This is a genomic window from Streptomyces sp. MnatMP-M17 (genome assembly GCF_900091995.1).
Taxonomy (GTDB): domain Bacteria; phylum Actinomycetota; class Actinomycetes; order Streptomycetales; family Streptomycetaceae; genus Streptomyces.
Genome location: NZ_FMDK01000234.1, coordinates 1 through 7,308, shown reverse-complemented (window position 1 = coordinate 7,308; position 7,308 = coordinate 1). Strand labels below are relative to the sequence as shown.

Below are 7,308 nucleotides of genomic sequence, written 5' to 3'. Positions count from 1 at the left end.
GCGATCCGCGATCCGCGATCCGCGATCCGCGATCCGCGATCCGCGATCCGCGATCCGCGAGGATGCCTGTCCTCGCGTTACCGACGGTTGCGATCCGGTAGGCATGCGGAGTAGCCGAGGCAGCTGTGGCGAGTAGCGCGCGTCCACCGCTTCGCGTACCCGTGGGCCGCGACGCCGAGCGGTGGCGCACTTTCCAAGGTACGAGGACCGTCGCGGTTGCCGCCCGCACCGTCACCTCCACCGTACGTCTGCTGGAAACGCTGCCGGCTGTCGTCCGCGGCGACAGCCGGGTCACGGTGGTGTTCGCGTACGACTCCACCTCCGCGTTCAGCGCGGGAGTTCTCGATCTCCTCAAGGACGCCGGCTGCCGGATCCTGCCGTGGACACAACTGGCCGACGTATCGCCCGATCTGCTGATCTCTGCCAGCGAGAACATCGACGTGCCGCCGGGCGACTGGCCGGTGCTGGTACTTCCGCACGGCATCGGCTTCCAGAAGATGGTGCCGGACTCGCGCGCGGAGGGTGTACGTCTCTCCGGCCTCGTACCGGACACGCTGCTGGATTCGGGGCGCGCGTGGCTGGCGGTCTCGCATCCCGATCAGGAAAAGCAGCTGATCACAGCGCGCCCCGAGACTGCCGGCCGAACCGTGCTGATCGGGGATCCGGTTCTCGACGAGCTACGGGCGAGCGCGTCCCACGCCAGGGTCTACCGCGAGGCGCTGGGCCTGGCCCGCGGACAGCGGCTCGTCGTGCTCAGCTCGACCTGGGGCCCTACTTCCCTCCTGGGGCGGGACCCAGGGCTGCCCGCGCGGCTGCTGGCGGCGTTGCCGTACGACGGCTACCGTCTGGCAGCGGTCATCCATCCCAACGTCTGGGCGGGGCACGGAGCTTGGCAGATCCGCACGCTCCTGGCCGACGCCATGGACGCGGGTCTGCTGCTGATGCCGCCCGTGAACACCTGGCGGACCGCCCTGGTGGCGGCCGACTTCGTGATCGGCGACCACGGCTCGGTGACGCTCTACGGTGCCGCGCTCGGCAAGCCGATCCTGCTCGGCGCCTTCGGCAGCGACGCGGTGCCCGGAACGGCCATGGCGCGGCTCGGCCGTGCGGCACCGCGTCTCGATCCTCGCGCCGATGTGCGACGGCAGGTCGAGGCAGCCCTGGACACGCACACGCCCGACCGCTTCGCCGACATCGTGGCCGGAGCCTTCTCCCGTCCCGGCCACGCCCTGGCCCGGCTGCGGACCACCGTCTACGGTCTGCTCGGTCTGTCCGAACCGGGCTGGACTCCGCCGCCGGTGCTTTCGCTGCCACGGCCGGATCCGCCGGTCGCCGAGGTCACGTCCTGGCTGGTGAGAACGTCCGTGGAGTTCGCGGACGGACGCCCGGTGGTCACCGCTCACCGCTGTCCGTCCGCTGTCAGCGACGGGGAGAGCTCCGATGAAGCTCCTGGGGAGTTCATTCATCTGGCCGCCGACGACCACGAGCGGGACGCCCGGGTCAGCGAGAGTTCCTCCGTGTTGCTGCGGCGCCGGCCGGCTCCCACCTCGGTGGCGGCACTGCGCTGGATCCGGGAGGTACTCGACCGCTGTCCCGGCAGTTATCTCGCGGGAACCGCGGTGGCGGGAGCCGGTTACCTCGTGGGCATTCGCGACGGACGTGTGGTCGAGGTGTCCACCACCGGCCCGGCCCTGGACGCCGGGCTTCCCGCCTCGCTGGTGTACACCTGCCTGCGTGGGCGCATCCCGCTGGACGCCACTGTGACCTTGCGGGCCGACGGTGTTCCCGAGACGGACGCCGTTCTGCGCCTCCGTACCCGCGGATAAGTACCCGTACGCACCGGCGGATAAGTACCCGTACCGTCGCCCGCCCGGTCAGCGGCCTTTCATGTCAGTCTGTCAGTCCTCGGGATCCAGCTGCTCCAGCCGTTCTCGCAGGGCCTCCGCTTCCGGACTGCCGCCGGCCTTGTAGACGGCGAAGGCGCGCTGGAGATGATCGCGTACCACCGTGCGAGGACCGCCGCCGCGCTCGATGATGTCGGCGAGCCCGACCCGGGCCCGGGCCTCATAGTGACTCGCGCCCAGATCGTGGAGGATCACGGCGGCCTCTCCGAGAGAGCGCAGCGCCAGGCCGGTGTCGCCCAAGTGCTCCTGGACGGCGCCGATCGCGGCCAGTGCACGGGCCGCCATCCGCGGGTCGGGGCCGTCCGGCAGATTCAACAGGCTCCGATGAGCCTGCCGCAGGGTCTCCAGAGCCCTTTCGTGGTCGCCCTGGGCGTCCTGCGCACAGCCCAGGAAGTACATGACGATGGCCACACCACGCGGCAGGTCCGCCTCGATGTTCAGTGAGACGGACCGCCGGTACGCCTCGATGGCACGAGCCGTGTCGAAGCGGTCCCAGTAGCGCCCGTAGAACTCCTGCACGGACGCGCTCAGCGCCGTGTTCCCGGCGATGTCCGCGCGGGCGACCGCCGTGTCCAGTTCCTCACGCGCGCGCTCGTACTCGCCGAGATCCATCAAGGGACGGGAGAGCAGACTGCGCAGTCGTGCCTCGGCGTCCGGTGCCCCGTCGGCCGCCGCCGCCCGTGCGCCGAGTTCCAGTGACTCCTTCCAGTCCGCCAGATGCCTGCGGTGCAGGAACAACACCGTGAACGCCTCGGCCAGTTGCCATACGAGAGTGTGCAGTCCGCTGCGTGCGGCCTCCCGGAGAACGGCAAGGATGCCGGACCGCTCTGCTTCGAGCCAGTCGAGCGGGGCAGGTGCGTCTTCCGCTCGGAACGGGTCCGTGACGCCTTCCAGCACACCGGACAGCTCGGCCACACGCAGCCGGTCCTCACGCACCGCGCGGTCGGCCAGGGCGGTCAGCACCAGGTAACGCGTGATGACCCGTTCCAACTGCGCGAGTTGCTCCGCCGCGGGCTCCTCGGCGGCGGCGCGTTCCCGGGCGTGCAACCGCACGAGACCATGCATCCGGAATCGGCCGTCGGGCCGCGCATCCAGCAGGTTCGCCTCCTCCAGCGCCTCCAGCAGCGGCCGCGCGGTGGTGATGTCGAGCCGGGCCGCGACGGCCGCGGTCGCGGTGTCGAAGAGCCGTACGGGCAGCCACCCCAGCAGCCGGTAGAGCCGGGCCACATCGGGTGACAGGTCCCGGTAGGCGAGTCCGAGGACCGCGGACACCGAATGCTCTTCCCCTCGTAAGGACATCCCGGCCAGCCTCCGTGTCTCGTCCGCCAGTTCGTCCGCCAGGACGGACAAGGTGAGCCGCTGGTTCATCTGCAGCCGGGCGGCGACCACATGCAGGGCCACCGGCAGACCGCCGCACAGGTCCACCAGCCGCCGGGCGGCGACTTCGTCCGCCAGGACGGTGTTCCCGCAGCGGTCGGCGAGGAGCCGTACTCCGCTGTCGGTGTCCAGCGGCTCCACCTGCATCAGATGGGCGCCGTCGAAGGCGGCCAGTTCACCCAGCCGGCCGTTGCTCGTCACCAGCACGACGCTGCCGGGGCCTTTCGGCACCAACGGTCTGACCTGGGCCGCTCGGCTGACGCCGTCCAGCACGACCAGCAGCCGGCGGTCGGCGGACTGCCTGCGGTACAACGCGGTACGTTGCTCAAGCGTCGCGGGCAGATACTCGTCGCGGACCCCGAGGTCGCGCAGACAGATACCCAGGGCCTCGGACACATCGGCGCCGGCCTGTTCCCGCAGCGGCGCGAAGTCGACGTACAACTGCCCGCCGGGGAACTGCCGGCGGGACGCCTGCGCCCACCGGGACACCATCGCCGTCTTTCCGACACCGGGGAGCCCGCTCAATGCTCCCATCCGCACGGGAGCGCCGGCCTCTGCGTCGTCGGCGCCCTCGCCGTCGGCACCGAAGCGGCCGTCCAGTTGTGAAAGATCAGCCGCGCGGTTGATGAAACGGACCGTCAGCGGGGGCACCTGATCCGGTTTCCGTCCCGATCCCGGCTCAGACGCCGGCGCCACGTGGAAGTGGATCCCGCCGTGCACATCTCCCGCCTGTACGACCGGACCACTGACGTTGCCGGACACGTCGTTGCGGACCTGCGGTGCCCGACGGTCGGATCCTTCGTACCGTCCTTCCCCGCTCACAGCGACTCCGCGTCCGGCCCGGTGGTGCCTGCGCCTGCCGCCGCCGCGCCCGATGAAGCCAACTCCGCCAATTCGGTGTCCAAAACGAACCCCTCACCACACAAGCCGCTGAATCGTCGGCTCCCACCGTAGAGCGTAGGGAAAGGCGAGCGAGCCTCGACAGAGCCGGTCAGCCGGTGGCCGGGACCGGCGGGTCGTTCAGCGGCTGGGGAGGCGAACTGGCGATCTGCCGCGAGTTCGCCTCAACTGCCAGGAACCGCACCGCCTCGTAGCCGCGCTCACGAGGCTGCCGTACACCTATGCCACCGGGTCTCACCGGCCGCGTCAGTGTGCGGCGATCTGCTGGAGCGCCGCACCCTGGTAGCGGGCACCGGCGTTCCAGAGGATGAAGGAGTCCATCTTGTTGGCCGCCGCGGCCTTGATCTGTTCGGCCACCTGGGTCGGCCCGTAGGTGCTGCCCATCGAGAAGTCCTGGAGCCACGGGACGATCGCGGTCTGGGTGCCCTTCGCCTGGCGGGCGAAGTCGGCGAGCGAGCGCTGCACGATCGCGTACGGGGCGGTGTCGGGGTTGGCGACGCCGTACTCCCCGGGCCCCCAGTGGGACGGGTAGACCATCGGCGCGATGTAGTCGCTGACCTTGACCAGGGCCGCGATGTCCTGGGCGATCTCGGTGGGCCGGGTGGCGGCGATACCGAAGACCGAGACTCCGAGGTACTTGGCGTGCGGGCGGATCGCGGTCCGGGTGTCGGCGACGAACGAGGTGATGGACTGCTCCGGCGTGGCGGACCCGATGCCCGGGAAGCGCATCTTCGACAGCGGGCCGTCGGGGCGGCGCACGTAGTCGTAGAGGATGTCGTCGAAGCCGAGCTGAGCCGCTTCGACGGCGAGGTCCTGGTTGTACTTGCGGACCGTGGGGTCGGCGAAGTTGGTGAAGGCCAGCTTTCCGTAGTGGCCGCCGCCGGCGTAGGGCTGTCCCTCGGGAGTCAGTACGACCTGGTCGCGCTTGCCGGCCTTCCAGGCCGCCGTGGCGAGCTTGGGGTCGCGGAAGGCGACGATGCGGCCGATGACCTGGGCACCGGCGGCGTGGATCTCGGCGATCGCCTTGCGGGCGTCGTAGTAGCCCTTGGCCGCGCCTATCTGACGGGCCAGCGGCACCTGGGAGGCGTACCCGACCTCGCCGTCCTCGTCCTTGACGTCCAACTGCACGGCGTTGAGCTTGCCGCTGCGGACCAGGGCGAGGATGTTGCCGCGCAGGGTGTCGTTGCCCCAGCCGATGGCGGTGATGTGCGCGGCACGGATCATGGGACGCCGGCCCCGGGCGTTCACGGCCTTGGTGGTGGTGTTCCCGGCGCGGTCCGCGGCGGTGACGTTCACGACGGGTGTGCCCTTGGGCACCGTGATCTTGAAGGTCCCGCTCTTGTCGACGGGAACCTCCTTGCCGTCGACGGTCACCTTGGCGTCGGTGCCGGCCTTGCCGGTGATGGTCACGGAGCTGGCCGTGCTCTTGATCTCGGGGTCGGTCACCTTCAGGACGGGAGCGGTGGCGTCCACGGTGAAGTCCACGACCTCCCGGTACGAGAGGAGGGGGACACGGCTGTCGCCCTTCACCACCAGGGTGTGCTTGCCCTCGGCCAGACGCGGGAGAGCGAGCTTCAGACGGGCGCCGTCAGCTATGACGGGGACCACCGCGCCGTCGAGGGTGGCACGCACCTTCTCCGGACTGCCGGCAGCTCCGGCGTCGAGGTAGGCGCTGACCTGTGCGGCCTTGGGCCCGTTGAGGACGGCACCGTCGGCGAGACCCTGCACGCCCGGTCCCAGTGCGAGAAAGGTCCAGCCCACTCCGGCCAGTCCGAGCGCCCCGGCCGTCGCTATCAGGGCGCGTCGGCGGAACGGACGGGGACCGTAGGAGGAGGCGGAGTTGGATATGTATCTCATGGCCATCGTGGCGTCCTTCGTGCCGTGGTCGGGTGGTTCCTCCATTGATTGCCATACGGCGTGTCGTTCCTACCGTTCTGACGGTATTTCACACGAAAGGCCGTGTCCGGTCCCGGCGTGGTGACTGCGCCATCCAGGGGACTGTGCGGTACGGGGGCTCCCGCCGTCGGTAGGGATGGCGCGACACGTTCGCCTTGGAGGTCCCTCATGCGTCACCCGCTCGTCCCGCTCTGCGCCCTGGCAGGCGCCGCCCTGCTCGTCTCGGGCTGTTCCTCGGGATCGTCACCGACCGCCGCGGACCAGCAGGCGGCGGCCTCCGCGGCGGCCAACCAAGCCGCCGCGAAAGACCCGGCGGAGGTCGGCGCCGACGAGCTCGGCCAGGTGCCGGTGCTGATGTACCACCAGCTCACCGAGAAACCGGCCAGCGTCTACGACCGCACGCCGGCCGATTTCCGGGCCGAGCTGGAGCGCCTCGCCCGGGAGAAGTACGTGCCGGTCACCGCCCGGGACTTCCAGACGGGCCATATCGACATCCCGGCCGGAACACATCCGGTGGTCCTCACGTTCGACGACTCGACCAACAGCCAGGTGCGCCTCGGCCAGGACGGCAACCCGGCGCCGGACACGGCCATCGCGATCCTGGCGGAGACGGCGAAGAAGCACCCCGAGTTCAAGCCGGTGGCGACCTTCTTCGTCAACGCGGACGCCTTCTCGGCCACCGGTTCCGCCAGGGCGCTGACCTGGCTGAAGGATCACGGGCACGAGGTCGGCAACCACACCGACCGCCACCAGAACCTGCGCTCCCTGGACCAGGCGGGCGCCACGAAGGCCATCGCCGGCGGACAGCAGGCGATCGTGAAGGCCGCGCCCGGGATCCGGGTCACGTCCCTCGCCCTGCCCTTCGGGGCCATGCCCCAGGAGGCCGGCGTCGCCGCGCGGGGAACGGGCTACCGCTACGACGGGGTGTACCTCGTGGGGGCCAACCCGTCGGTCTCGCCGTTCGACAAGGCCTTCACACCCGCCGCGATCCCGCGGATCCGCTCGGCGGGTCCCAAGGACGCGGACGCCGAGTTCGGTTCGTCGCGGTGGCTGGACAAGCTCGCCGCCGGGAAGAACTGGTACGTCTCGGACGGGAACCCGAACACGGTCGCCTTCCCACGCGCCTCGCAGGACAAAGTGGCGCCGGCCTTCGCGAAGCAGGCCCTGCCGTACTAGGGCCTGTGTGATGTCGTGATCAATCGGCTGCTCGCAGGAGGTCCTCGAGCCAGAT

The 7,308-nt window shown here is 70.2% G+C and carries 4 protein-coding genes; 2 read left to right on the top strand and 2 right to left on the bottom strand.

Features of this window, described 5'->3' with window-relative positions; genetic code table 11:
• The first annotated feature begins 161 nt into the window (after positions 1–161).
• A complete protein-coding gene (locus GA0115259_RS11260) occupies positions 162–1,826 on the top strand; it encodes a hypothetical protein (protein WP_093594574.1) in 1,665 nt (554 codons plus the stop codon).
• A 72-nt stretch (positions 1,827–1,898) separates the two neighbouring features.
• Here the strand turns inward: GA0115259_RS11260 and GA0115259_RS11255 are convergent, their stop codons facing one another.
• Together GA0115259_RS11255 and GA0115259_RS11250 are read right to left on the bottom strand one after the other, a co-directional pair.
• Positions 1,899–3,932: an NB-ARC domain-containing protein gene (locus GA0115259_RS11255; RefSeq protein WP_256097974.1), complete on the bottom strand. Its 2,034-nt coding sequence runs from the start codon at positions 3,930–3,932 to the stop codon at positions 1,899–1,901.
• A 495-nt stretch (positions 3,933–4,427) separates the two neighbouring features.
• Positions 4,428–6,038, bottom strand: a complete 1,611-nt coding sequence (locus GA0115259_RS11250; protein ID WP_161230339.1) for a putative glycoside hydrolase — start codon at positions 6,036–6,038, stop codon at positions 4,428–4,430.
• A 207-nt stretch (positions 6,039–6,245) separates the two neighbouring features.
• Here GA0115259_RS11250 and GA0115259_RS11245 point away from each other — a divergent pair, with 207 nt between their 5' ends.
• Positions 6,246–7,253: a polysaccharide deacetylase family protein gene (locus tag GA0115259_RS11245; protein ID WP_093594565.1), complete on the top strand. Its 1,008-nt coding sequence runs from the start codon at positions 6,246–6,248 to the stop codon at positions 7,251–7,253.
• Positions 7,254–7,308 lie beyond the last annotated feature (55 nt).